23 protein-coding genes are annotated in these 23,589 nt (G+C 66.9%); 22 read left to right on the top strand and 1 reads right to left on the bottom strand.

Going from position 1 to position 23,589, the window contains the following annotated elements:
• Positions 1 to 131 precede the first annotated feature (131 nt).
• From rpsD to nusB, 13 genes are all read left to right on the top strand, one after another.
• On the top strand, positions 132 to 758 hold the full coding sequence (gene rpsD, locus VIK36_RS11910; protein ID WP_009357431.1) for a 30S ribosomal protein S4: 627 nt from the start codon (positions 132 to 134) through the stop codon (positions 756 to 758).
• Between the two features lie 145 nt (positions 759 to 903).
• Entirely contained in the window at positions 904 to 1,278 is a 375-nt protein-coding gene (locus VIK36_RS11905; RefSeq protein WP_141160339.1) for a DUF948 domain-containing protein, read from the top strand.
• A 17-nt stretch (positions 1,279 to 1,295) separates the two neighbouring features.
• The gene (locus VIK36_RS11900) at positions 1,296 to 1,526 is read left to right on the top strand and encodes a DUF6167 family protein (protein ID WP_224026156.1); all 231 of its coding nucleotides are present in this window, start codon (positions 1,296 to 1,298) and stop codon (positions 1,524 to 1,526) included.
• Positions 1,527 to 1,652: 126 nt separating this feature from the next.
• Positions 1,653 to 4,331: an alanine--tRNA ligase gene (alaS, locus tag VIK36_RS11895; RefSeq protein ID WP_324642064.1), complete on the top strand. Its 2,679-nt coding sequence runs from the start codon at positions 1,653 to 1,655 to the stop codon at positions 4,329 to 4,331.
• A 7-nt stretch (positions 4,332 to 4,338) separates the two neighbouring features.
• Positions 4,339 to 4,938, top strand: coding sequence for a Holliday junction resolvase RuvX (gene ruvX, locus VIK36_RS11890; RefSeq protein ID WP_255172320.1), 600 nt, complete (start codon positions 4,339 to 4,341; stop codon positions 4,936 to 4,938).
• On the top strand, positions 4,935 to 6,671 hold the full coding sequence (gene mltG, locus VIK36_RS11885) for an endolytic transglycosylase MltG (protein WP_324642062.1): 1,737 nt from the start codon (positions 4,935 to 4,937) through the stop codon (positions 6,669 to 6,671). Before ruvX ends, mltG begins: the two co-directional genes overlap by 4 nt.
• Positions 6,668 to 7,528: a shikimate dehydrogenase gene (locus tag VIK36_RS11880; protein ID WP_324645270.1), complete on the top strand. Its 861-nt coding sequence runs from the start codon at positions 6,668 to 6,670 to the stop codon at positions 7,526 to 7,528. Before mltG ends, VIK36_RS11880 begins: the two co-directional genes overlap by 4 nt.
• Positions 7,529 to 7,551: 23 nt before the next feature.
• Complete coding sequence (gene aroC / locus VIK36_RS11875) at positions 7,552 to 8,751, top strand: chorismate synthase (RefSeq protein ID WP_324645269.1); 1,200 nt, start codon at positions 7,552 to 7,554, stop codon at positions 8,749 to 8,751.
• Positions 8,751 to 9,320 carry a shikimate kinase gene (locus VIK36_RS11870; protein WP_324642060.1) on the top strand — a complete coding sequence of 190 codons (570 nt, stop codon included), beginning with the start codon at positions 8,751 to 8,753 and terminating at the stop codon, positions 9,318 to 9,320. The genes aroC and VIK36_RS11870 overlap by 1 nt, the downstream gene beginning before the upstream one ends.
• Positions 9,317 to 10,408 carry a 3-dehydroquinate synthase gene (gene aroB, locus VIK36_RS11865; protein WP_324642058.1) on the top strand — a complete coding sequence of 364 codons (1,092 nt, stop codon included), beginning with the start codon at positions 9,317 to 9,319 and terminating at the stop codon, positions 10,406 to 10,408. The genes VIK36_RS11870 and aroB overlap by 4 nt, the downstream gene beginning before the upstream one ends.
• Positions 10,408 to 10,926: a tetratricopeptide repeat protein gene (locus VIK36_RS11860; protein ID WP_324642057.1), complete on the top strand. Its 519-nt coding sequence runs from the start codon at positions 10,408 to 10,410 to the stop codon at positions 10,924 to 10,926. Before aroB ends, VIK36_RS11860 begins: the two co-directional genes overlap by 1 nt.
• A gap of 172 nt (positions 10,927 to 11,098) precedes the next feature.
• Positions 11,099 to 11,662 (top strand): elongation factor P, encoded by a 564-nt coding sequence (gene efp, locus VIK36_RS11855; RefSeq protein ID WP_141160347.1) that lies wholly within the window; start codon positions 11,099 to 11,101, stop codon positions 11,660 to 11,662.
• Positions 11,662 to 12,072: a transcription antitermination factor NusB gene (gene nusB / locus VIK36_RS11850; protein ID WP_141160348.1), complete on the top strand. Its 411-nt coding sequence runs from the start codon at positions 11,662 to 11,664 to the stop codon at positions 12,070 to 12,072. Before efp ends, nusB begins: the two co-directional genes overlap by 1 nt.
• 70 nt (positions 12,073 to 12,142) lie before the next feature.
• Here the strand turns inward: nusB and VIK36_RS11845 are convergent, their stop codons facing one another.
• On the bottom strand, positions 12,143 to 13,420 hold the full coding sequence (locus tag VIK36_RS11845; protein ID WP_324642056.1) for a PrsW family intramembrane metalloprotease: 1,278 nt from the start codon (positions 13,418 to 13,420) through the stop codon (positions 12,143 to 12,145).
• Positions 13,421 to 13,598: 178 nt separating this feature from the next.
• Between VIK36_RS11845 and pyrR the strand changes: the two genes are divergently transcribed.
• The 9 genes from pyrR to gmk all read left to right on the top strand — a co-directional run bounded on the left by pyrR (position 13,599) and on the right by gmk (position 23,581).
• Positions 13,599 to 14,186, top strand: coding sequence for a bifunctional pyr operon transcriptional regulator/uracil phosphoribosyltransferase PyrR (gene pyrR / locus VIK36_RS11840; RefSeq protein WP_141160350.1), 588 nt, complete (start codon positions 13,599 to 13,601; stop codon positions 14,184 to 14,186).
• Positions 14,183 to 15,208, top strand: coding sequence for an aspartate carbamoyltransferase catalytic subunit (locus VIK36_RS11835; RefSeq protein WP_324642054.1), 1,026 nt, complete (start codon positions 14,183 to 14,185; stop codon positions 15,206 to 15,208). Before pyrR ends, VIK36_RS11835 begins: the two co-directional genes overlap by 4 nt.
• Positions 15,208 to 16,548, top strand: coding sequence for a dihydroorotase (locus VIK36_RS11830; RefSeq protein WP_324642053.1), 1,341 nt, complete (start codon positions 15,208 to 15,210; stop codon positions 16,546 to 16,548). The genes VIK36_RS11835 and VIK36_RS11830 overlap by 1 nt, the downstream gene beginning before the upstream one ends.
• Positions 16,548 to 17,066, top strand: coding sequence for a hypothetical protein (locus tag VIK36_RS11825; protein WP_324642052.1), 519 nt, complete (start codon positions 16,548 to 16,550; stop codon positions 17,064 to 17,066). Before VIK36_RS11830 ends, VIK36_RS11825 begins: the two co-directional genes overlap by 1 nt.
• Positions 17,047 to 18,348 (top strand): glutamine-hydrolyzing carbamoyl-phosphate synthase small subunit, encoded by a 1,302-nt coding sequence (gene carA / locus VIK36_RS11820; protein WP_420716209.1) that lies wholly within the window; start codon positions 17,047 to 17,049, stop codon positions 18,346 to 18,348. Before VIK36_RS11825 ends, carA begins: the two co-directional genes overlap by 20 nt.
• Complete coding sequence (gene carB, locus VIK36_RS11815; RefSeq protein WP_324642048.1) at positions 18,348 to 21,662, top strand: carbamoyl-phosphate synthase large subunit; 3,315 nt, start codon at positions 18,348 to 18,350, stop codon at positions 21,660 to 21,662. Before carA ends, carB begins: the two co-directional genes overlap by 1 nt.
• Positions 21,655 to 22,515 carry an orotidine-5'-phosphate decarboxylase gene (pyrF, locus tag VIK36_RS11810; RefSeq protein WP_324642047.1) on the top strand — a complete coding sequence of 287 codons (861 nt, stop codon included), beginning with the start codon at positions 21,655 to 21,657 and terminating at the stop codon, positions 22,513 to 22,515. The genes carB and pyrF overlap by 8 nt, the downstream gene beginning before the upstream one ends.
• A gap of 110 nt (positions 22,516 to 22,625) precedes the next feature.
• A complete protein-coding gene (gene mihF / locus VIK36_RS11805; protein ID WP_201302514.1) occupies positions 22,626 to 22,943 on the top strand; it encodes an integration host factor, actinobacterial type in 318 nt (105 codons plus the stop codon).
• Between the two features lie 44 nt (positions 22,944 to 22,987).
• Positions 22,988 to 23,581 (top strand): guanylate kinase, encoded by a 594-nt coding sequence (gene gmk, locus VIK36_RS11800; RefSeq protein ID WP_255172309.1) that lies wholly within the window; start codon positions 22,988 to 22,990, stop codon positions 23,579 to 23,581.
• The last annotated feature ends 8 nt before the right edge of the window (positions 23,582 to 23,589 follow it).

Below are 23,589 nucleotides of genomic sequence, written 5' to 3'. Positions count from 1 at the left end.
ACGCACAATCTCCCCAATTCAGGTTGGCAAGGTTATGCCCTGCGCCCAGTAGCAAAAGGCAGCGGTTGGCCGATGCTCTCCATCGTGGAGGCCAGTAACACTGACACACCGCAGATATTGGAAGGACACAAGTGGCTAACAACACTCGTGCTCGCCGTCAGGCCCGCCTCTCGCGGTCCCTCGGCATTGCTCTGACCCCCAAGGCCGCCAAGTACATGGAGCGCCGCCCGTACGGCCCCGGTGAGCATGGCCGTGCCCGCAAGAAGCAGGACTCCGACTACGCCGTACGTCTGCGCGAAAAGCAGCGCCTGCGCGCCCAGTACGGCATCCGCGAAGCACAGATGACCCGTGCCTTCGAAGAGGCCCGCCGCACCAAGGGCCTGACCGGTGAGAACCTCATCGAACTGCTCGAAATGCGCCTTGACGCCCTGGTCCTGCGTGCCGGCTTCGCCCGCACCATCGCCCAGGCCCGCCAGCTGGTTGTGCACCGCCACATCATGGTTGACGGCGTCCGTGTTGACCGCCCGTCGTTCCGCGTCGGCGAGGGCCAGCTGGTCCACGTCCACAGCCGCAGCGAAACCATGGTTCCGCTCCAGGTTGCCGCAGCCGGTGCCCACCGCGACGTCCTGCCTGCCGTTCCGGCCTACCTGGACGTCAAGCTGGAAGCGCTGCAGGCCCGCCTGGTGCGCCGCCCCAAGCGTTCCGAAATCCCGGTGACCTGCGAAGAGCAGCTCGTCGTCGAATTCTACGCACGCTAAATCCCAGCAGCGTACCCAAAGAAGCCCGTGGCAAGCGCCGCGGGCTTCTTTGTATGTAAGGTACTTGGGGGACATCTGCGCGGCGCCCCCTCCGGGCGCCTGCAGGATGGGACCCACCCACGGAATTTCGAGGAGATGAACGTCTATGTCTGGTGGCGATATTGCCGGCCTGATCGCTGCCGGGGTGTTCGCGCTCCTGGTCCTGCTGCTTGCGGTACCCATCCTGAAGCTGGGAAAAGTCTTCGATGAGGTGCGGACCACCATCAGGTCCCTAAGCGACGGCGCCACCCCCCTGATGGACGAGGTCACGGCCACCGTTTCCACCACCAACCAGCAGTTGAAGAAGGTCGACGGCATCTCGTCGAACGTCTCGGATGCGTCCGCCAACATCTCAGCACTGTCCTCGCTGGTCGCCGCAACGGTTGGTTCCCCGCTCATCAAGGTTGCCGCCTTCAGCTATGGCGTCCGCAGCGCCTTCGCCAACCGCCGGAAGCCCGCCGCCGGGCGCCGCAGCCGCTAGATTCGAAAAGAACAAACATGAAAAGAATTGTCTGGATGGGAATCGGCGTGGCCATTGGCGTCATTGCCTTCCGAAAAGTGAGCCAGGCCCAGTCCAGCCTCGGGCCGGAGGGCCTCAACCGCACCGTGGGACGGCTGGCCGACGGAGTTTACGACTTCGCCGACGCCGTCCGCGCAGGGATGCATGAACGGGAAACCGACCTGAGGACGGCCCTGGGCATCGAATCCGCTGAAGTGGTCCGCCGCTAAGCCCGGCAGGGCATTTCACCGGCAGCCAGCCAACTACCGGCAGGACTCCCATTCGGGATCCCGCCACCTGAACGAAATTCCCGTGCCGCCCGGCGGCGCGGACCAAGAAGGGTAAGAAAACAGCTCATGAAGTCGCAGGAGATCACAAAGCGCTGGGTGGACTTTTTTGTCAGCAAGGGCCACACCGCGGTTCCCTCCGCATCGCTGGTCTCCAGCGACCCCTCGCTGCTGTTCACGGTGGCCGGCATGGTCCCGTTCATTCCCTACCTCACCGCCCGTGAGGAAGCGCCCTACTCCCGCGCCACCAGCGTCCAGAAGTGCATCCGCACCGGCGACATCGAGGAAGTGGGCAAGACTGCCCGCCACGGCACGTTCTTCCAGATGTGCGGCAACTTCTCCTTCGGCGACTACTTCAAGGAAGACGCCATCAAGTTCGCCTGGGAGCTGCTCACCAAGAGCGTTGACGACGGCGGCTACGGACTTCCGCCCGAGCGGCTGTGGGTGACGGTCTATGAGGAGGACGACGAAGCCGAGGAACTGTGGCTGAAGAACACGGGCGTCCCCGCTGAGCGCATCCAGCGCATGGGCAAGTCGGACAACTATTGGTCGACGGGCCAGCCCGGCCCGGCCGGTCCCTGCTCAGAGATCTATTACGACCGTGGACCGGCCTACGGCATCGAAGGCGGACCGCTGGCGGACGAGACCCGCTACATCGAGATCTGGAACCTCGTGTTCATGCAGTACCAGATCGAAAACGTGCGCTCCAAGGTTGACTTCGACATTGTCGGTGAGCTGCCCAAGAAGAACATCGACACCGGCCTGGGCATGGAACGCCTCGCCATGATCCTGCAGGGCGTCGAGAACATGTACGAGACCGACCAGGTTCGTCCGGTGATCGACAAAGCCGCGGAACTGTCCGGCAAGGAGTACACCTCCGCCGAGACACCGGAGGACCCCCACCACACGGACGACGTCCGCATGCGTGTCGTCGCGGACCACATCCGCTCTGCCCTGATGCTGATCTCCGACGGCGTGACGCCTTCCAACGAGGGCCGCGGCTACGTCCTGCGCCGCCTGATCCGCCGCGCCGTCCGGTCAATGCGCCTCCTGGGCGTGGAACAGGCCTGCCTGCCTGAACTGCTGCCGGCTTCGCGCGACGCCATGAAGGGCGTGTACCCCGTGGTGGCAACCGACTTCGACCGGATCAGCCGCATCGCCTACGCCGAAGAGAAGGCGTTCCTGCGCACCATTGCGTCCGGCACTGCCCGGCTTGAGGACGCGGTCAAGGAGTCCAAGGCAGCCAACAAGCCCCTTTCCGGCGAGGATGCCTTCACCCTGCATGACACCTACGGGTTCCCCATCGACCTCACGCTCGAGATGGCCGAGGAGGCCGGGCTGAAGGTTGATGAAACGGCCTTCCGCAGCCTGATGCAGGAACAGCGCCAGCGTGCCCAGGCAGATGCCAAGGGCAAGAAGGGCGGCCACGCCGATGTCAGCGTCTTCCAGGAGATCCTCGGCGAAGGTGAGACGGTCTTCACCGGCTACACCGAGCTTGAGGGCGAATCGCGCGTCCGCGGCCTGCTCAGCGCGGGCCGCCGCGTCCAGCAGGCAGCCACCGGCGACGAGATCGAACTTGTGCTCGGCGAAACCCCGTTCTACGCCGAAGCCGGTGGCCAGGCTGCCGATACCGGCCTCGTCACTGGTGACGGGTTCGTCGTCGAGGTCCTCGACGTCCAGCGCCCGGTGAAGGGCCTGAGCGTGCACAAGGCGATTGTCCGCGAAGGTGAAATCGGTGCTGACTCGCTGGTGCGCGCCGCCGTCGACCGTGAACGCCGCCACGCCGCCGAGCAGGCCCACACCGGCACGCACATCGTCCATGCCGCCCTGCACCAGATCCTGGGCCCGGAAGCCACCCAGCGTGGTTCCTTCAACAAGGCAGGCTACCTGCGCTTCGACTTCGCCTGGGGCGAGGGTCTGAGCACGGCCACGCGGTCCGAGATCGAAGAGGTCTCCAACCTTGCCATCCGCAACAACTACGCGGTGGAAACGAAGATCATGGGACTGGCCGAAGCCAAGGCCATGGGCGCCATGGCACTCTTCGGCGAGAACTACGGCAGCGAAGTGCGCGTCGTCGAGATCGACGGCGCATGGTCCCGCGAGCTGTGCGGTGGCACCCACGTTGCGAACACCTCGCTGATCGGCAGCCTGTCCCTCCTGGGCGAACAGTCCGTAGGTTCAGGCAACCGGCGTGTGGAAGCGTTTGTTGGAATGGAAGCGTTCCGCCACCTCGCGGCAGAGCGCGCCCTGGTGACCGAGCTGACTGACCTGCTGAAGGTGCCGTCCGGCCAGCTCGCCGACAGGATCTCCGCCACCCTTGCCAAGCTGAAGGCCACCGAGAAGGAACTGGACCGGCTCCGCAAGGAACAGCTGGCCGCTGTTGCCGCCCAGCTGGTGGACAGCGCCAAGGATGCCGCCGGTGTCCGGGTGCTGGCCCACGATGCAGGAACCGTCAGCGGTGCCGACGACCTGCGCGGACTGGCCCTGGACCTGCGCAACCGCCTCGGTTCCGCGGCGGCCGCCGTGGCCGTGGCAGGCGTTGCCAATGACCGCCCGCTGATCCTGGTGGCCACCAACGAGGCCGCCCGCGAAGCAGGCGTCAAGGCCGGTGCCCTGGTCCGGGTCGCTGCCGGCGTGCTCGGCGGTGGCGGAGGCGGCAAGGACGACGTCGCCCAGGGCGGCGGAACCGACGCCGGAAAGGTCGGCGCTGCCCTGGCCGCCGTCGTCGACGCTATCTCCAGGCGATAACACAGCCATGACCGATGCTGTTGCTGCCGGCGGCTACCCCCAGGGCGTCAAACTGGGGGTAGACGTCGGCACCGTCCGCGTAGGGGTGGCCATCTGTGACCGGGATTCGATCCTGGCCACGCCCTACAAAACCCTTGACCGGAACGCCAGGAAAAACTCCGACGTGCGCGTCATCGCCAAACTGGCGCAGGAGCTGGGAGCCGTGCAGGTCATTGTTGGCCTGCCCCGGACCATGAAGGGCGAGGAACACTCCTCGGCCAGGATGGCCACCGACTACGCCCTGCTCCTGGCGGCCGAGCTTGCCGCCCGTGGCCTGGCGGTCCCGGTCAACCTTGTAGACGAACGCCTCAGCAGTGTCTCGGCCCACCGGAACCTGCACGAAGCTGGCATGAGCAGCAGGGACCATCGTAAAGTAGTTGATCAGGTCGCGGCGGCGGGTATTCTTCAGCACGCCATCGACATGCAGAAAGCCAGGGGAGCGGATGTCGGCTCACGCGTGACAGCGCCATCCCCGTCCGTGGACCTGGGGGCCGGTGGGGTGGACCAGCCCGTCCGCGCCATCCCCGCAGACACGGCCCAATCTTCACATAATGGAAGGCAACAGTGAGCCCTGCCAACATTGACGACACCTCCGGTCCGCTGGACCCCGGGGCCGCCAGGCCGCTGACCCGCAAGGAAATGCGGGCCCGGGAGAAGAGCCTCAACACCGGCGGCCACGACGCCGTGCCCGAGCAGGCCTACGAAACCGGTGACGTCCCGCCGCCGCCGGCAGCTCCTCCGGCTGCCGCATCTCCCGCGGCCGAATCCACCTTCGCTCCGCTTCCCGCCGCCGGAGACGTTCCGGCTCTTCCGGAGACCCCGCCGTCCATCCAGGAAGACCAGCCTGCGCCCGGTTCCCCCGGCAATGATGCCGGCACCGACGTGCCGGCCCCTCTCCAGCACCACGACGCCGTCCCCGGGCACGAGGACGCTGCGCACCCCGGTGCCACCCCGGACGCCGTCGGGCACCATCCGGACGATGTCCACCATGCCGGGGCGGACTACCATGACCCCGCACATCACGACGCCGATTCGCACCCACTGGACAACCACCACTTCGACGCGCACCACGAGGCGGACCTGCACCACGAGGCCGACGTGCACGGCCACCAGGAAGGCGTGCACGACGACCATGCGTACCACTCCGGCGGATACCACGAGGACCCCCACGCGGACGTCCCGCACCAGGACGCAGGCCACGAACTGCTGCCAGGCTCATCAGCCGCCCAGGTAGTGCGGCCGTCCAAAAAGGTCCGGCGCCGCCGCAGGCTGCTGGCACTGTTCCTGACCCTCGCTGTGTTCGTGACGGCAGTCGCCGTGGGCGCCCAGTTCCTCAAGCCACTCCTGGGCAGTGGCAAGCCCTCGGATTTCCCCGGCCCCGGATCGGGCGAGGTCCAGGTGACCGTAGCCAGCGGTGAAGGAACGCGCTCTGTCGCCGCCCAGCTTGAAGACCAGCGCGTCGTTGCCAACGCAGATACCTTCATGCAGGCCTTCCACGCGTCCGGCGGAACGCTGTCACCGGGGGACTACACCTTCAAGACGGAGATGAAGAACGCTGACGCCGTGAATGTGCTGCTCGGCAAGGACAAGACCAAGGTCATTTACTTCGCCCTGAGCGCGGGCCTGCGGATCAACGAGTCCCTGCAGGCAATCTCGGAGGGCTCCGGAGTGTCCATGCAGACCCTGCAGGCGCTCAGCAACCAACCTGCCCAGTTCGGCCTGCCGGCCAACGCGAAAAACCTTGAAGGCTACCTGGCCCCCGGCGAGTACCGCTTCCCGCTGGGCACGCAAGCCAAGGACATCCTGCAGGCGCTGGTTAAGGCCACCACCGACGAACTGGTATCGCAGGGCATCACGGACCCCGCCAAGCAGTACCAGGCCGTCATTGTGGCAAGCATCGTCCAGGCCGAGGGCGGCCAGGCCGACTACGGCGACGTGGCCGGCGCCATCTACAACCGCCTCAAGCCGAACGACCAGACCGGCGGCTTCCTGCAGGTTGACTCTGCCGTCACGTATGGCCTTGGCACCCGAAGCTTCAACTTCACGGATGAGCAGCGGCAGGACAAATCCAACCCGTACAACACCTACGCGAATCCGGGCTTGCCGCCGGGACCCATCGGCTCACCCGGCAAGACCGCCATTGACGCGGCCGCCCGGCCAAAGACGAATGACTACCTGTACTGGGTGACCATCAACCTGGACACCAAGGAGACGAAGTTCGCCAAGACGCTGGCCGAACACAACGCCTACGTCGAGCAGTACAACGCGTGGTGCCAGGCCAACGCGGGCCGCTGCACATGAGCCTGCGGGCTGCCGTCCTGGGCCACCCGATCAGCCACTCGAAGTCCCCGGCCCTGCACCTGTCCGCCTATGAGCGGCTGGGTGCGGGCATCAGTTACACGGCCATCGACGTCACGGAGGCCTTGCTGCCGTCCTTCATGCGCCAGATCCGGAACCAGCCGGGCTGGCGCGGGCTCTCGGTGACCATGCCGCTGAAGACGGCCATGCTCGGCGAGGTGGACGAGGTGCGGGGCGTGGCACGGACCCTCGGAGTGGTGAACACTGTCACCTTCGAGGAATCCGCCGGCAGGGTGAAGACTGTGGGCTCGAACACGGACGTGACCGGCATCGTCAACGCCCTGCGCCACGCCGGTACCCGGGCAGCACCGTCCGCCGTCATCCTCGGTGGCGGCGGAACAGCGGCATCGGCGGTCGCGGCCCTGAAGGAACTGGGCACCAGCAGCGTGCAGGTCTTTGTCCGCGATGCCTCGCGGACAGCAGACGTCCGCTCCGCCGCGGACAGCCTTGGCGTGGCCCTCGAGGTCCGTCCGCTGGCGGGTGCGGCCCGCCCCACGGCGGAGGCCGACGTCGTCATTTCCACCCTGCCGCCCCGCGCCGCAGATGGACTCGCCGCGGAAATTGCGGCCTTCAAGACCAGGACGCCCGGCGTCCTGCTCGACGTTGCCTACGATCCGTGGCCCAGCCTCATCGCCTCGGTATGGCAGGCCGGCGGCGGCGCCGTAGTGCCCGGCCTGGAGATGCTGCTGTACCAGGCCGTGGAACAGGTGCGGCTCTTCACCCGCCGCGGGGAAGACGTTAACGCACCTGTCATAGATGTGATGTGTGACGCAGTCGGCCTTGCCCGACGGGCGTTGTGACCGCCCTACGTGGCAGGATGGAAATTATGCGTTGGTTGACTGCCGGTGAATCCCATGGCCCGGCTCTGATGGGAATTATTGAAGGCGTCCCCGCCGGTGTTGAAATCACCAGCGGCCACATCGCAGACTCCCTGGCCCGCCGCCGGCTTGGCTACGGACGCGGCGCCCGGATGAAGTTCGAACAGGACGTGGTCACCATCCTGGGCGGCGTCCGCCACGGCCTGACCCAGGGCGGTCCCGTCGCCATTCAGGTGGCGAACACCGAATGGCCCAAGTGGGAGCAGATCATGTCCGCCGACCCCGTGGACCCCGGGCTCCTCGCCGACCAGGCACGCAACGCGCCCCTGACGCGCCCCCGCCCGGGGCACGCCGACTTCACCGGGATGCAGAAATACGGCTTCGATGAGGCCCGTCCCGTACTGGAGCGTGCAAGCGCCCGCGAAACCGCCACCCGCGTGGCGCTGGGCACGGTGGCCGCGCAGTTCCTCAAGCACCTCGGCATTGAACTTGTCAGCCACACCGTGTCCATTGCCAGCGTGACGGTGCCGGAAGGCCGCCCGCTGCCCGTGCCCGGCGACGTCATTGCCCTGGACACAGACCCCTTGCGCTGCTTCGACCGCGAAACCTCCGACGCCATGGTGGCCGAGGTGGACGCTGCACACAAGGAAGGCGAAACCCTGGGCGGCGTAGTGGAGGTCCTGGCATACGGACTCCCGCCAGGATTGGGCAGCTACGTGCACTGGGACCGCCGGCTCGACGCCAGGCTGGCCGCGGCACTCATGGGGATCCAGGCCATCAAGGGGGTGGAGGTCGGTGACGGCTTCCTGACCGCTGCCCGCCGCGGCTCCGCCGCCCACGACGAAATCGTCCGGGACGGTGAAGGACGCATTGTCCGCACCAGCAACCGTGCCGGTGGCATCGAAGGCGGCATGAGCATCGGTGATGTCCTCCGCGTCCGCGCAGCCATGAAGCCCATCGCCACGGTTCCGCGCGCCCTGCGGACCATCGACGTCAGCACCGGTGAACCCGCCAAGGCACACCACCAGCGTTCGGACGTCTGTGCAGTACCGGCCGCCGGCGTAGTGGCCGAGGCCATGGTGGCCCTGGTCCTCGCCGAGGCCGTCATCGAGAAGTTCGGCGGTGACTCAGTGGCGGAAACCGCGCGCAACATCAAGGGTTACCTGGACAACATCCCGGCATCCCTGGACTCGATCGGCCAGTAGTGCTCCACCGCAGCAGTCCCGGACCCCTCGGCGGCCGGCCGATAGTACTCATCGGCCCCATGGCGGTGGGCAAATCGGCCATCGGGCAGCAGCTCGCCCAGCAGCTGGGGGCCCGGTTCATTGACACCGACGCGGTCATCGTCGCCGGCCACGGCTCCATCGCCGATATCTTCGCGGGGCGCGGCGAGCACGCGTTCCGGGAGATCGAAGCCCGCACCGTGGCCGATGCCGTGGAGGAAGCTGAAGGGACCCTGACCGTTATCTCGCTGGGCGGCGGTGCTGTGCTCGACTCGGGCACGCAGCAGCTCATCAGCCGCTGCACGGTTGTGTACCTGGAGTGCGACGCCGATACCGTGGCGGACAGGATCGCCCGGAACTCGGGCCGCCCGCTCCTCGCAGGCGACGCCATGGGCCGCTGGACAGCAATGTTCGCCACCCGCAGGCCGGTCTACGAGAGGCTGGCCGACATTACCCTGGACGTCCGCCACGGCTCGGTACCCGAGCTCGGCGGCCGGCTGGAAGCAGCACTGCGGAACCACGCAGCTGCCAAACAGGAAGTTGAAAAGTGAACACGCAATCAACAGTCATCAGCGTCACCGGCGAAGGTGCCGGCAACAACTACGGCGTCGTCGTCGGGCGCGGCCTGCTTGGTGACCTTCCCGGGCTGCTCGGAGAGCGGGTCCGCCGCGTCCTGGTGATCCACCCCCGCGCCCTGCGCCTCACCGGTGACACCGTCCGCGACGAACTCGCAGCGGCCGGCTTCACGTCGCTTACCGCCGAAATCCCGGACGCTGAAGAAGGCAAGCACATCCAGGTGGCCGCCTTCTGCTGGCAGGTCCTGGGCCAGAACGATTTCACCCGTTCGGATGCCATTGTCGCCGTGGGTGGGGGAGCAGTAACCGACCTTGCAGGCTTCGTCGCCGCCACCTGGCTGCGCGGAGTCAAGGTCATCCACATGCCCACCAGCCTGCTGGGCATGGTGGACGCCTCCGTGGGCGGCAAGACAGGCATCAACACCGCCGAAGGAAAGAACCTCGTAGGCTCCTTCCACCCGCCCGCCGCCGTCCTGGCAGACCTGGACACCCTGGACACGCTGCCGAAGAACGAGATCATTTCCGGGCTGGCCGAGGTGATCAAGTGCGGTTTCATCGCCGATCCCGCCATCCTGGACCTGGTGGAAAAGGACCCCGCCGCAGTGGTGGATCCCCGTTCCGACGCGCTCCGCGAGCTGATCGAGCGGGCCATCGCCGTCAAGGCCAAGGTGGTCTCCGAGGACCTCAAGGAGTCCGGGCTGCGGGAAATCCTCAACTACGGCCACACTCTGGGCCACGCCATCGAACTGGTGGAACGCTACTCCTGGCGGCACGGGGCCGCGGTGTCCGTGGGCATGATGTTCGCCGCGGAACTTGCCCGCAGCGTCGGGCGGCTCAGCGATGCCGACGCCGACCGGCACCGGAGCATCCTGGACGGGCTTGGGCTTCCGGTCACCTACCGGCGGGACCGGTGGCAGGGCCTGCTGGACGGGATGCGCCGCGACAAGAAGTCCCGCGGGGACCTCCTGCGCTTCGTTGTCCTGGACGGCATCGCCAAACCGGGAATCCTCGACGTCCCGGACACGTCGCTGCTGTTTGCGGCCTACCAGGAAATTGCGTCCTGATGAAGGGCGACATGAGCGGCACCGCCGACTGGCCCGAGGCAGGGTTCCCCGGTATCCGGATCAACCCGGACACCCTGCGGCCGCAGATCGTGAACGAGGACGCCGTCCGCGACGCCCTGGCCGCCTCCACCGATCCCGCCGACCAGATCTTCGTGCTGCTGGTTGAGGGCCACGCGTCCGACGCCGCCGAACTGCTGGCCGAAGCCCGCTTCAAGGACCCGGAATCGTTCCGGCTGCGCGTGTTCGAGGCCGAGGTGCTGAGCGTCTCCCACCGGATGGACCGTGCCATCGAACTGTTCCGCCAGCTTGTGGCGGAGGTGCATGGCACCTCCCGCGAAGCGCTGGCCCTGCAATACCTGGGGCGGACACAGTATGCAGCCGGGCACACCTCCGCTGCCGTTGAATCCTTCTCCAAGGCACTGGACCTGCGGGTGGCGCAGTCCGCGGATGCCGCCCAGATCTACTCCTCCACGGTGGCCCTGCAGCGCGCCCGGGACGTCCTGGACCTGGCCTGCTGACCCGGAGCCCGGTGGCCGCGGAAAGGCTGCCCCGGAATTACCGGTAGAATGGTTGTGGAATTTTTGCATCCACGCGATTTTTGACAAACACGTGCAGGCGGGCCGTTGTGGCGTGCCCGCCCGGCATACAGCATCTGACCACGCGGCCAGACAAAGAAACCAGAGGAAACCAGTGGCAACCACTAACGACATTAAGAACGGAACGGTCCTGAAGCTCGAGGGCCAGCTCTGGAACGTCATCGAATTCCAGCACGTCAAGCCCGGCAAGGGCGGCGCCTTTGTCCGGACCAAGATGCGCAACGTGATGTCCGGCAAGGTTGTTGACAAGACGTTCAACGCCGGGCTCAAGATCGAAACGGCAACCGTTGACCGCCGCGATTACCAGTATCTGTACCAGGACGGCGCAGACTTCGTCTTCATGGACACCTCGGACTACGACCAGATCACCGTGTCCGGCGCCACGGTTGGTGACGCCACCAACTTCATGCTCGAGAACCAGATGGTCAACATCGCCATCCACGACGGCAACCCCCTCTACATCGAACTGCCGCCGAGCGTTGTCCTGGAAATCACCTACACGGAGCCGGGCCTGCAGGGCGACCGCTCCTCCGCAGGCACCAAGCCCGCCACCCTGGAAACCGGCTACGAAATCCAGGTCCCGCTGTTCATCGAGAACAACACCAAGGTCAAGGTGGACACCCGCGACGGCAGCTACCTGGGCCGGGTTTCTGAGTAGTGAGCGCCCGCGGTAAAGCCCGCAGCAGGGCACTGGATGTTCTTTTCGAAGCGGAGCAGCGCTCTGTTTCGGCGTTCGACGTGCTTCGCGCACGCCGGGAAAAGACCGACCAGGTGGTCAACCCCTACACCTTGGAGATTGTCGAAGGCGTAGTGTCCCAGCAGGCCGCCATCGATGAGTTCCTGGAGACCTACTCGCAGGGCTGGACCCTGGAGCGCATGCCGTCCGTGGACCGCATCATCCTGCGCATCGGCACCTGGGAGCTTCTGTACAACGACGACGTCCCCGATGGCGTAGCGGTCAGCGAGGCTGTTGCGCTGGCCAAGACGCTGTCGACGGACGAGTCTCCGCAGTTCATCAATGGCCTTTTGGGCCGGCTGCAGCAGCTGAAGCCTTCGCTGCTCGCCTAGCCTCCCCGCAGGACAACGCGATAGGGCCCCGCCGCAGGCGGGGCCCTATCGCGTTCCCACGGGTGCAGGTTCAGCCGGCCACGGCCGCCCGCAGTGAGAGGATGCGCTGCAACTGCTGCCTTTCCTCGGCCTGGTGGAGCGGCACGTCCCGTCCGCTGAGGATGCGCTGCCGGGTGTTGGCAAGCTGCGTGGCGGCTTTCATGAACTGCTTCATTTGCCGCTTCCGGCCGGAGTTCGCAGCCCAGGCCAGGGCGGTGCGCCGGCCGCCCAAAGTGGCCAGCAACTGGACCTCGGCCGGGGTGAACCAGCCCGCCGCCGAGTACTCCATCAGCCGCTGCCCCGTCAGCCGCTTCTCGGCCACCCGCAGGAAGATGATGCCTCCCACGGCCAGGACGAAGATCGGCACCTGGACCACGATGTAGTCCAGCAGGAAGCCCTGGCCCATGCTGTTCCACCTGTTGTGCAGGAACATGGCCGGCAGCAGGCCCACGAAGAAGGCGCCAATGGACGCGCCGGTGTGCCAGCGCCGTGCGGCGAAGCCCATGACAAGGCCGGTGGTGCCGGTGAAGATGGCATGCGCGAACGGGGACATGACGCCGCGGAGGAAGAAGATCTGCGCGAAGTCACTGGCCGGTGACGCGGACTCCGAGATGGCCCGGCCTAAATAGAGGATGTTCTCGGTGAACGCGAACCCGCCGGCGATGGTGAACGCAAACACCACGCCGTCCACGGGGCCGTCGAACTGCCGCCGCGCCGCGAGCAGGAGGATCAGCAGCCCAAGGGACTTGGCGAATTCCTCCACGATGGGGGCCTGCACTGTTGCCATATAGGTCTGCAGGTCAGGCTGGTCGGTGAACTGGAATGCGATGACGAAGAACGGCTGGATCAGCAGGGTGACTGCCACGGACACCGCCGCGCCCCACGTAAAGGCGAAGAACAGCAGGCGTTTCGGCTCCGGCTCCCACCTGTCGATGATGTGGACCGCTGTCAGGACCACCGCCAGCGGGATCAGGGACGCCAGGAAACCAATCAGGAATCCCGCGGCGCCCGTGTTGGACAAAAGGAACGGCACCACCAGGAACAGGCTCAGGAAAGCGAGCACGCCGCCGGCAATCGACAATCCCACCAGCCCGCCGCGGGCCCGCGTCGCATGCAGCACCGTTCCCTGGGCCTGGGCCGGCACCATCACGGCCAGCGGCTGGCCCTGGTGGCCCGGGGCAGCCCGGTAGTGTTCCGGCTGCACATGGCCCATCCAGCTGGGGTTGGCCTGCTGGGGCAGGGGACGGTAGCCGCCGCGGTAGTGGTCGTCGGGGAGGCCGGAGGGAGGCTGCTGCGGGTACGTCGGCATACCCGAAAGCCTAAGCGGGTGCTGCCGCACCACAAAGGACCCGGCCTCAGGGCCGCCGGAATGTGATCAGCGCCGCGTTGTCCGGGCACGGGCCCGGCAGGGACCGTGTGGTAATTTTGAACAGCAAACATTCCTTTTTTAATTCCGTCCTGTGAGGCGGGGAAAGGGGAGACGAGCGTTGACATCTGTCACCAGCGCACCGGTTCCAGCCAGGGTTGTCCTCAGCCAGGCGGACATTGACCGGGCCCTCACTCGTATCGCCCACGAGATCCTCGAAGCCAACAAGGGATCCCGGGACCTGGTCCTTTTGGGCATTCCCCGCCGCGGTTACCCGCTGGCTGTCCGGCTGGCTGAAAAGATCGCTGCCGCGGACAACACCGTTGACGCCGCTGCCATTGTGGGCCAGCTGGACGTCACCATGTTCCGTGATGACCTCTCCCACCAGGGGACCCGGCCGCCGTACCCCACCAGGCTGCCCCGGACCGGCATCGACAACAAGGTAGTGGTGCTGATCGACGACGTCCTGTACTCGGGCCGCACCATCCGCGCCGCCCTTGACGCCCTGGTCGACCTCGGCCGCCCGCGTATTGTCCGGCTCGCGGTCCTGATTGACCGGGGCCACCGTGAACTTCCCATCCGCGCGGACCATGTAGGCAAGAACCTGCCCACTTCCTCCGCCGAAAAGGTCCGGGTCCGGCTGGAGGAAACGGATACGTCCGATGCCGGAGCGCCGGTCAACGAAGTCGTGATTGAGGGCGGCGCATGAAACACCTCCTGTCCACCGGCGACCTCAGCCTTTCGAACGCCGTCCGCATCCTTGACACTGCCGAGGAAATGTCGGCAGTGGGGGAGCGGGAAGTGAAGAAGCTTCCGGCACTGCGTGGCCGCACCGTCGTCAACCTCTTCTTCGAGGACTCCACCCGCACCCGCATCTCCTTCGAAGCCGCGGCCAAGCGGCTGTCGGCGGACGTCATCAACTTTGCCGCCAAGGGGTCCTCCGTTTCCAAGGGTGAGTCCCTCAAGGACACTGCCCAGACCCTGTCCGCCATGGGGGCGGACGCCGTCGTCATCAGGCACTGGGCCTCCGGCGCACCGCACCGGCTGGCTGCCACCGACTGGATCGACGCGGCCGTCATCAACGCCGGCGACGGCACGCATGAGCACCCCACCCAGGCCCTCCTCGATGCCTTCACCATGCGCCGGCACTGGGCCCGCCTTGCCGGCACGGATTCCGAAGGAACGGACCTTAAAGGCATGCGGGTAGCCATCGCAGGTGACGTCCTGCACTCCCGCGTGGCGCGGTCGAACGTATGGCTGCTCCGTACCCTTGGCGCGGAGGTCACGCTGGTGGCGCCCCCCACCCTGTTGCCGGTCGGCGTCGACAAGTGGCCCTGCAGCGTCAGCTACGACCTGGACCAAACCCTCGCAAACGGCGTTGACGCCGTCATGATGCTCCGGGTCCAGGGCGAACGCATGAACGCATCGTTCTTCCCGAGCACCCGCGAATACTCCCGCCGCTGGGGCTTCGACGACAACCGGCTCCGGGCCCTCGATGACCTCGGCATGACGGACACCATCATCATGCACCCGGGCCCCATGAACCGTGGCCTGGAGATCAGCGCAGCCGCCGCAGACTCACCCCGCTCCACCGTCCTGGCCCAGGTCCGCAACGGCGTGTCCGTGCGGATGGCCGCACTGTACCTGCTGCTCTCCGGGGACACCCGGGAACCAGCCGCAACCCGGGCACCGGCCTACGCCGCCGCCCCGTCCACCAAGGAGAGCAACTGATGGCAGGCAACACCGGAACGTACCTCATCCAGGGCGCCGCCATCCTGGGCGGCGACCCCACTGACCTGCTGGTCCGCGACGGCATCATCGCCGAGGTCGGCCACGGCCTGTCCGCTGATGGTGCCACCGTCATCGACGCCGCCGGACTGGTGGCCCTGCCCGGCATGGTGGACGTCCACACCCACCTCCGCGAACCCGGCCGCGAGGACGCTGAGACGGTGGAGACCGGCACGCGTGCCGCAGCGCTGGGCGGTTACACAGCGGTCCACGCGATGGCCAACAGCACGCCCGTGGCCGACACCGCGGGCGTCGTGGAACAGGTTTACACGCTTGGCCGCGCCGCCGGGTGGGTGGACGTGCGCCCGGTGGGCGCCGTCACCGTGGGCCTGGCGGGGGAGCAACTGGCCGAGCTGGGTGCCATGGCCGATTCCCGCGCCCGGGTGCGCATGTTCTCCGACGACGGCATCTGCGTCCACGACCCCGTGCTGATGCGCCGCGCACTGGAATACGTCAAAGCGTTCGACGGCGTGGTGGCCCAGCACGCGCAGGAACCGCGCCTGACCGCGGGGGCCCAGATGAACGAGGGCGACGTCTCCGCCGTCCTCGGCCTCACCGGCTGGCCCGCCGTGGCCGAGGAAAGCATCATCGCCCGCGATGTCCTCCTGGCCCAGCACGTCGGTTCCCGCCTGCACGTGTGCCACGTGTCCACGGCAGGCTCGGTGGAGATCATCCGCTGGGCCAAGGAACGCGGCATCGACGTCACGGCCGAGGTCACCCCGCACCACCTGCTGCTGACCGACGACCTGGTGCGCAGCTACGACCCCGTCTTCAAGGTCAACCCGCCGTTGCGCACCGACGCCGACGTCCAGGCATTGCGCGCAGGCCTGGCAGACGGCACGATCGACGTTGTGGGTACCGACCACGCACCGCACCCCAGCGAGCACAAGGAATGCGAGTGGGCGCAGGCCGCCATGGGCATGACCGGACTGGAAACGGCCCTGTCCGTCGTCCAGCACGCCATGATCGAGACCGGCCTGATGACGTGGGCGGACTTCGCACGGGTCACGTCCACGGCGGCTGCGAAGATCGGCCGGTTGAGCGACCAGGGCAGGCCCATCGAAGCCGGGGAACCCGCCAACCTCATCCTGGTGGATCCGGCCGCGCGCTGGACGGTGGACCCCTTCCAGATGGCAACCATGGGCCGCAACTCGCCCTTCAAGGGGAGGGAGCTTCCGGGCAAGGTGGTGGCAACCTTCTTCAGGGGGCACGCCACCGTCCTCGACGGCGCGCTCAACACGCCCCACCCGGATGCCGCCGCAACCCCTGCAGGCGCTGCCTGATGGACAAGATCCTTCCCGGCCTTGCCATGCTGGCGGTGGTCGCCGTCGTGTTTGTCCTCCTCGCAGTGGGGTGGCGCAACCGCCTGAAGCGCCAGTCCGACGTCGGGCAACTGCCCCAGGTGCCTGCAGCGCCGGGCGAGCCCACCGCCGTTGCCGAGGGGCAGTACGTGGCCACCACAACGGCCGGTGACTGGCTTGACCGGATCGCAGTGCACGGGCTGGGCATCCGCACCAACGCCACCCTTGAGGTGTACCCGCACGGTGTCCTCTATGAGCGCTCCGGTGCCCCTGCCCTGTACATCCCCGCGGCATCCCTCACGGAAGTCCGGCAGGACAGCGGCATGGCCGGGAAGTTCGTGGAAAAGGACGGCCTCCTGGTGCTCGGATGGACGCACGGCACGCATGACCTGGATACCGGCTTCCGAACGCGCCGCGCCGCGGACAAGGATGTGCTTTACCAGGCCCTTCAGGATTTGATTTCGTCAGCCCCAGCGGCTGGTGCCACCAGTGGAAAGTAAGACAGTGAAAGCGAATACATTGACAGCAACCACCTCCGCTCCTGTATCGGCCCCGGCTGCGCTGGTTCTCGAAGACGGACGCATCTTCCGCGGCACCAGCTACGGCGCCACCGGCACCGCCCTGGGCGAGGCCGTCTTCGCGACCGGCATGACCGGCTACCAGGAAACCATCACCGATCCCTCGTATGCCCGCCAGCTGGTGGTGCAAACGGCCCCGCACATCGGCAACACCGGCGTGAACGATGACGACGCCGAGTCCCGGCGCATCTGGGTGGCCGGCTACATTGTCCGTGACGCCGCGCGCCGGCCCTCCAACTGGCGTTCCGAGCGGTCGCTGGATGAGGAGCTGGTGGCCCAGGGCATCGTCGGCATCCAGGGTGTGGATACCCGTGCCATCACCCGCCACCTGCGCGAGCACAAGACCATGCGCGCCGGCATCTTCTCCGGCGAGGCAGCGCAGGCCACGGACAAGGAACTGCTCGACGCCGTCCTGGCCAGTGCCCCCATGGAGGGTTCGCGCCTGGCGGAGGAAGTCAGCGTCGACGAAGCCTACGTGGTGGAACCGAAGGACCATGGCTGGGAGGGCGAGCCCCGCTTCAGCATCGCGGCGATCGACCTCGGCATCAAGGCCATGACCCCGGTGCGGTTCGCCGAGCGCGGCGTCCGCGTCCACGTGCTCCCGGCCACCGCCACCCTGGAGGACGTCAAGGCCGTCAACCCGGACGGCTTCTTCATGTCCAACGGCCCGGGCGATCCCGCCACCGCCGACGCGCAGGTGAAGCTGCTGCGCTCCGTCCTGGACGAGAAGCTGCCCTACTTCGGCATCTGCTTCGGCAACCAGATCCTGGGCCGGGCCCTCGGCTTTGGCACCTACAAGCTCCGCTACGGCCACCGCGGCATCAACCAGCCCGTGATGGACCGCCGCACCGGCAAGGTGGAAATCACCTCCCAGAACCACGGCTTCGCCGTGGACGCCCCGCTCGACGGCGCCACCCAGGCTCCGGAGGCACGCTACGGCCGGGTTGAAGTCAGCCACATCAGCCTGAACGACGACGTCGTGGAAGGCCTCGCCTGCCTGGACATCCCGGCATTCTCCGTGCAGTACCACCCCGAGGCTGCGGCCGGCCCGCACGATGCCGCCTACCTGTTCGACCGGTTCATCGACCTCATGGAAGGCACGCGGGACGGCCGGAACGCCAACCTGTCCAAGGACCCGGTGGACTCCGCACATTCCGCCGGTGCCGACCACAAAAACGACAACAAGACTGAGGACAAGAAGTAATGCCGAAACGTACAGATCTCAAAAGCGTCCTCGTCATTGGTTCCGGCCCGATCGTCATCGGCCAGGCCGCCGAGTTCGACTACTCCGGCACCCAGGCCCTGCGGGTCCTCAAGGAGGAAGGCCTGCGCGTCATCCTCGTGAACTCCAACCCGGCCACCATCATGACCGACCCCGAGTTCGCCGACGCCACCTACGTTGAGCCCATCACCCCCGAGGTGGTGGAGAAGATCATCGCCAAGGAACGTCCCGACGCCGTGCTGCCCACCCTGGGCGGTCAGACCGCGCTGAACACCGCTATCGCCCTGGACAAGAACGGTGTGCTGGAGAAGTACAACGTGGAACTGATCGGCGCCAACATCGCGGCGATCGAGCTCGGCGAGGACCGCGAGAAGTTCAAGGGCGTCGTTGAGCGCTGCGGCGCCGAATCCGCCCGCAGCCACATCATCCACAGCATGGACGAGGCCCTCACGGCGGCCGTGGACCTTGGCTACCCCATGGTGGTGCGCCCGTCCTTCACCATGGGCGGCCTGGGCTCCGGCCTGGCCTACAACGAGGATGACCTGCGCCGCATCGTCGGCCAGGGCCTGCAGTACAGCCCCACCAGCGAGGTGCTGCTCGAAGAGAGCATCCTGGGCTGGAAGGAATATGAGCTCGAAATGATGCGGGACAAGAACGACAACGTGGTTGTCGTCTGCTCCATCGAGAACTTCGACCCCGTGGGTGTGCACACCGGTGACTCCATCACCGTGGCTCCGGCACTGACCCTCACCGACCGCGAGTACCAGAAGCTGCGCGACGTTGCCATCGCCGTCATCCGCGAGGTAGGCGTTGACACCGGCGGCTGCAACATCCAGTTCGCCATCGACCCCGCCACCGGCCGCGTGGTGGTCATCGAAATGAACCCCCGCGTCTCCCGCTCCTCGGCACTGGCATCCAAGGCCACCGGCTTCGCCATCGCCAAGATCGCCACCAAGCTCTCGCTCGGCTACACCCTGGACGAGATCCCCAACGACATCACCCAGAAGACCCCCGCGTCCTTCGAACCCACCCTGGACTACGTGGTGGTCAAGGTCCCGCGGTTTGCCTTCGAAAAGTTCCCGGCGGCGGACAACACCCTCACCACCACCATGAAGTCCGTGGGCGAAGCCATGGCCATGGGCCGCAACTTCACCGAGGCCCTGCAGAAGGCCCTGCGCTCCCTGGAGCAGAAGGGCTCGCAGCTGGACTTCAGCTCCGTGCCGGAGTACCAGGTCGAGGAACTGATCGAGAAGGCCAAGCGCCCCACCACCGAACGCCTGCACCAGGTCCAGCGCGCCCTCCTGGGCGGTGCCACCGTGGAACAGCTCTTCGAAGCCACCAAGATCGACCCGTGGTTCCTGGACCAGCTCCAGCTGCTCAACGAGATCTCCCACGAGATCCGCCAGGCGGGCGCCCTCACGGCAGACATGCTCAAGCGCGCCAAGCGCCACGGCTTCTCCGACGAGCAGATCGGTGCGCTGACCCACAACTCCGAGGCCGTGGTCCGCGGTGTGCGCCAGGCCCTGGGTATCCGCCCCGTCTACAAGACCGTGGATACCTGCGCCGCAGAGTTCGCCGCGTACACGCCGTACCACTACTCGGCCTACGACGAGGAGGACGAGGTTGCGCTGCACTCCAAGCCGTCCATCCTGATCCTCGGATCCGGCCCGAACCGCATCGGCCAGGGCATCGAGTTCGACTACTCCTGCGTCCACGCCTCCATGGCGCTGCGCAAGGCCGGCTACGAGACCGTCATGGTCAACTGCAACCCGGAAACCGTCTCCACCGACTACGACGTCTCCACCCGCCTGTACTTCGAGCCGCTCACGCTCGAGGACGTCCTGGAGGTCATCGCGGCCGAGGAACGCACCGGCGGCGTCATGGGCGTGTTCGTCCAGCTCGGTGGCCAGACTCCGCTGAAGCTGGCCCAGCAGCTGGCCGACGCCGGCGTGCCGATCCTGGGCACCTCCCCGGAAGCCATCGACCTGGCCGAGCACCGCGGCGCCTTCTCCCGCGTGCTGGACAAGGCCGGCCTGGTCTCGCCCAAGAACGGCACCGCCGTTTCCTTCGAGGACGCCAAGACGATCGCCGACGAGATCGGCTACCCGGTCCTGGTCCGCCCGTCCTACGTCCTGGGCGGCCGCGGCATGGAAATCGTCTACGACGAGCCCAACCTCTCCCGCTACATCGCCAACGCCACCGAGATCACCCCGGACCACCCGGTACTGATCGACCGGTTCCTGGAGGACGCCGTCGAAATCGACGTTGACGCCCTCTTCGACGGCACCGACATGTACCTGGGCGGCATCATGGAGCACATCGAGGAAGCCGGCATCCACTCCGGCGACTCCGCCTGCGTCCTGCCGCCCATCACCCTTGGAAGCAACGTTATCGAACGTGTCCGGGTGGCAACCCGTGCCATCGCCGAAGGCGTGGGCGTGCGCGGCCTGATCAACATCCAGTTCGCGCTGGCCTCGGACGTGCTGTACGTCCTGGAAGCCAACCCCCGCGCCTCGCGCACCGTGCCGTTCGTGTCCAAGGCCACCGGCGTCCAGATGGCCAAGGCCGCTGCCCTCATCGGCACCGGCGTGACCATCAACCAGCTCCGCAGCGCCTACAAGATGCTGCCGGAAACCGGTGACGGCTCAACCCTGCCGCTGGACGCCCCCGTGGCCGTCAAGGAAGCAGTGCTGCCGTTCAGCCGGTTCCGCACGCTTGAAGGCAAGGTAGTGGACTCCCTGCTCGGCCCGGAAATGCGCTCCACCGGCGAAGTCATGGGCATCGACAAGCACTTCGACACCGCCTTCGCCAAGAGCCAGGCCGGCGCCAACAACGCCCTCCCCACCGAGGGCAAGGTGTTCGTCTCCGTGGCCAACCGCGACAAGCGTTCCGTGATCATGGGCGTCAAGCGGCTCTCCGACCTCGGCTTCGAGATCGTCTCCACCGGCGGCACCGCCGACGTCCTGCGCCGCAACGGCATCCAGGCCACCCCGGTGCGCAAGGTTGCCGAGGGCAGCAGCGCCGAGGGGGAGGGCACCATTGCCGACCTCATCGTGGCCGGCGAGATCGACATGGTCTTCAACACGCCCTCCGGCGGCGAAGCCCGCAGCGACGGCTACGAGCTCCGTGCCGCGGCAACGTCCATCGGCATTCCGTGCATCACCACGGTGGCCGAGTTCAACGCCGCCGTCCAGGCCATCGAGGCCATGCGCACCTACGAGTGGTCTGTCACCAGCCTGCAGGAGCACGCTGCAGCGCTGGCCGAGTCGCAGAAGGCGGCCCTGCAGCATGCCTGAGCAGGCAGCCACTGCCGGCCGGGAGTCCTTTGGCTCCCGGCTCGGCGCGGCCATGGCCGCCCGTGGTCCCCTCTGCGTTGGCATTGATCCGCACCCGGCACTGCTGAAGAGCTGGGGACTGGACGACGACGCCGCGGGGCTTCGGCGCTTCTCGCTGACGGTCCTGGAGGCAGTGGCTTCGCTCGCTGCCGCCGTGAAGCCCCAGGTGGCACTTTACGAACGCCACGGTTCTGCCGGCATGGCGGTGCTGGAGGAGGTCCTGGCCACGGCCCGGGACGAATCCGTGCTCAGCATCGCCGACGCCAAGCGCGGCGACATCGGATCCACCATGGCCGCCTACGCGGACGCCTGGCTGCGCGACGAGTCTCCGCTCGCGGCGGACTCCGTCACGCTGAGCCCCTACCTCGGCTTCGAGTCCCTTCGCCCCGCGCTTGACCTCGCGGCGGAAACCGGGCGGGGCGTGTTCGTGCTGGCGCTGACGTCCAACCCCGAGGGAGCCTCGGTCCAGCATGTGGGCGGAAAGGATTCCGTGGCCCGCAGGATCACGGAGTCCGCGGCAGCGGAGAACTCGCGGTACCCCGGAAGCCTCGGTTCTGTTGGCCTGGTGGTCGGCGCCACCGTCGGCAGCGCCCTGGCAGACCTGGAACTGGACCTTGCTGCGGTCCGTGGCCCCATCCTGGCGCCCGGCCTCGGGGCCCAGGGGGCAACGCCGGCTGACCTTCGGGCCACCTTCGGCGCTGCCTACCCGCTGGTCCTGGGAACCTCCAGCCGGGACATCCTGTCGGCCGGACCGGAAACGCGGGGCCTGCGCGAGGCCGCGCTGCGGACGCTGGACGGACTGCGGGGCGAATAGGCCTGCAATTGTCCGGATGCATTGATTCAGGCTGCACCAGAGGGTAGTTTCAGGACAGGTCCAAGGGCGGCCGCCCTTGGATGAATCCGCCGACTTCGGGGGTGTCCGTGATGGTCCTGCGACCTCTATCTGCGTCTGAACGGGCCGACGCCCTGGGCAAGGCGGCAGCAGCCAGGGCAACGCGTGCCGCCGCCAAGGAGAGCCTCCGGAACGGCGACAGATCGGCGGCGGACATCATCAGCTCCGCGCTGGAGGACGACGCCCTGGCCCGCATGCGGGTTTCTGAACTGCTCGAAGCCCTGCCCGGCATCGGAAAGGTGCGGGCCGCCGCCATCATGCAGCAGCTGGGCATCGCAGCGTCCCGCAGGGTCCGGGGCCTGGGCGTCCACCAGCGCCGCGCGCTGGTAGATTTTATAGACGAGCACTGAGGCAGGCGGCGCCTGCCCTTCCCCAACCGTGGCAAAAGGAATACGTGAGCAAGAAACCTGGACTGACAGTCCTCGCAGGTCCGACGGCTGTTGGCAAAGGCACCGTGTCCACCTATATCCGGGACAACTACCCGGAGGTTTGGCTTTCCGTCTCCGCCACCACCCGGGCGCCCCGGCCCGGCGAGGTGGACGGTGTCCACTACTTCTTCAAGACCAAGGAGGAGTTCGAGAGGCTCATCGCCGACGGTGAACTCCTGGAGTGGGCCGTTGTCCACGGCCAGAACACCTACGGCACCCTCAAGAGCACCGTCAACGCGGCCATCGCGGAGGGCCGTTCGGTGCTCCTGGAGATCGACCTCCAGGGTGCACGGCAGGTGAAAGCGGCCGTTCCCGACGCCCAGTTCGTCTTCCTCGCCCCGCCAACGTGGGACGAGATGGTGCGCCGGCTGGTGGGCCGCGGCACAGAAACCCCCGAAGAACAGCAGCGGCGCCTGGAAACCGCTAAACTGGAACTTGCTGCTGAACCGGAGTTCGACCACACCGTCATCAATGACGACGTCCGCCGGGCAGCGGACGAGCTTGTTTCACTCATGGGGCTGACACCGCATCCACACCTGCCGGAACCGTCAGCCCGCTAGGAATTTGG

It is taken from the genome of Pseudarthrobacter sp. LT1, from assembly GCF_035621795.1.
Taxonomy (GTDB): Bacteria; Actinomycetota; Actinomycetes; order Actinomycetales; family Micrococcaceae; genus Arthrobacter.
Note: the sequence above shows the minus strand (reverse complement) of the source record. Positions and strands in the feature narration are given on the sequence as shown.